This is a genomic window from Nostoc sp. CHAB 5715 (assembly GCF_020829685.1).
Taxonomy (GTDB): Bacteria; Cyanobacteriota; Cyanobacteriia; order Cyanobacteriales; family Nostocaceae; genus Nostoc.
Genome location: NZ_JAIVFR010001190.1, coordinates 1 through 2,036 on the forward strand (window position 1 = coordinate 1; position 2,036 = coordinate 2,036).

The following is a 2,036-nucleotide window of genomic DNA, read 5'->3' on the forward strand; positions in this document are numbered from 1 at the left end:
AGTTCCTTGCTAATAGCGAAAGTCATCTTTTGATGACTAAATAATCCGAAAAATCTTTAGTCTACTTTAGTAGACTTTAGCTAAAAGCCAAAGAACTTTAGTTCGAGGCGGGTGAGGAAGCTAACAGTTAAGCTACTTTTAGCTTAAGTTGACACCAATGAGATGTACGCCCCTAGAGATGAAAGAATTCACGCTCAATAAGGTCAGGGCTGTTTCATTCCCTAAAAGATGTAAAATGACAAGCGTTGAGGGGATGAAAACAATGGGTGCAAATCTGATTGAACAACTACGGCAAGTAAAAGATTTTCGAGTCAAAGATGGGCAAAGACATCAACTGTGGATGGTATTGCTGTTTGTGATTATGGGAACAATGAGCGGGTACGTAGGATATCGTGCATGGGGGGACAATGCACAAACGCCATCGTCGTGTATTGATTGATAAATTCAGAATTGAAAAACATGGCGTGCCATCAACCTCGACGATCCGTCGGATACTAATAGGAGTAGACTTTGATATTCTTGCCAAAATATTCAAGTCTAGGGCGCAAAACTACGTTCATGTGGATACATCTGAGTGGTTTGGAATTGATGTAAGGTTGAAAAGGAACTGTACAAGACTACAAAAGCGAGTATCAAAATTTCTTTTGTATCGTATCGGTATTTACTGAAAAAAGAGGGCTAGTCCTAAGTCTGAGCAAATTGGAGAAAAGCTTGGTAGTGAAATTAGCACAGTTCAAAATTTAATTGCGCTATTAGATATTGAGGGTGTTGTTTTCAGTTTAGATGCAATACAAAAGCCAAAAAAAACTTGCAAGCTAATTATTGATAGTGGCAATGACTATGCGATCTAGGCATAGGCAAATCAAAAAAACTTGTATCATCAAATTCGACACAATACGGAGAATTCCAAGCCCACAAGTCGGTACATCACAGCCGAAAAACAAGGGAACCGAGTTACAACACGTACTATAGAAGTTTTTCATGATTTAACTGGCATCAGTCCAGAATGGACTGGGTTGGAGTCCTTAATTAAGGTTGAAAGAATCGGTACTCGTGCAGGCAAACCATATCACCAAGTTGCTTACTACATTAGTAGTCTAGTTCGGGGAGCAACTGATTTTGCTAAAGGGATTCGCGGACATTGGGGGATTGAGAATCGTCTTCATTGGGTAAAGGATGTCATTTTTGATGAAGACCATTCCACCATACGTATGGGTAATGCTCCTGCGAATCTGTCGGTGATACGAACGTAGGCGTAGCCCGCCGTAGGCATCGCTCTCAACATACTCCGCCGAAATGGTCATGCTTCCATCACAACTGCTCAAAGATTTATCTCTAATGATATTGACAAACTTCTTGCCCTTGTGGAATGAAACAGCCCTGCTACTACGTAAGGGGGTAAAATTCGGCGGTCAAGTACACTGGTTAGATACGAATGCCATACCTTACCTGACCGAATTTCTACTAAACGTACAGTGATAATAGGTGTTTTTTTTGTGACAGAACCTATCTTGATAATGCGGTCTTTGATGTCATAACTACTGGTTAATACCTGCTCTACTTGATAAGACGCCCCTTTCTTTATCCGAGTAATAAAATCAATTTTTTTGTCAATTAGTTCTTGCCAAAAAGCAAAATGATAGAAGCCTCTATCTAGCAATAGTAAGGTTTTCTCTTTTACTAGATGCAGTAAATCATTCTCCCAATGAGTATCTGCTTGTTTAGGGTTCGTCCAAAACCAAATTTCTACTCTTAGATGAGTTACTAAATCCATTACTGTTCCCATTTTTCCTGCTAGTTGCCCTTTTGGCACATCTTCTAAACTTTTAGGTTTTCTAGCCGACTAGCGATCGCCTCATTTTCCGGTTGCGGACGATTCTTCTTCTTAGCATGGTCGCAGGTTTTTGCTCTTAGTGCTACTCATGTAGGTTTAGGGGATGTCACAATTCCTTTAAGGATATAGCTTTCAGCCCATTTTACCGATTTTTGACATACCCCCTTGACAATTGGCTCTTTTTCTTAACTTGTGACCAATG

Annotated in this window: 2 protein-coding genes and 1 pseudogene; 2 read left to right on the forward strand and 1 reads right to left on the reverse strand. The window is 40.1% G+C overall.

Translation table 11 applies throughout. The features are described 5' to 3' along the window. Positions 1-235: 235 nt before the first annotated feature. A complete protein-coding gene (locus LC574_RS37555) occupies positions 236-439 on the forward strand; it encodes a transposase family protein (RefSeq protein WP_229458691.1) in 204 nt (67 codons plus the stop codon). Positions 440-872: 433 nt separating this feature from the next. Next, positions 873-1,253: an ISAs1 family transposase gene (locus tag LC574_RS37560; protein ID WP_229458692.1), complete on the forward strand. Its 381-nt coding sequence runs from the start codon at positions 873-875 to the stop codon at positions 1,251-1,253. Positions 1,254-1,372: 119 nt separating this feature from the next. Here the strand turns inward: LC574_RS37560 and LC574_RS37565 are convergent. Continuing rightward, positions 1,373-1,837 (reverse strand): annotated as a pseudogene (locus LC574_RS37565) (transposase); the annotation flags it as partial. Between the last annotated feature and the right edge of the window lie 199 nt (positions 1,838-2,036).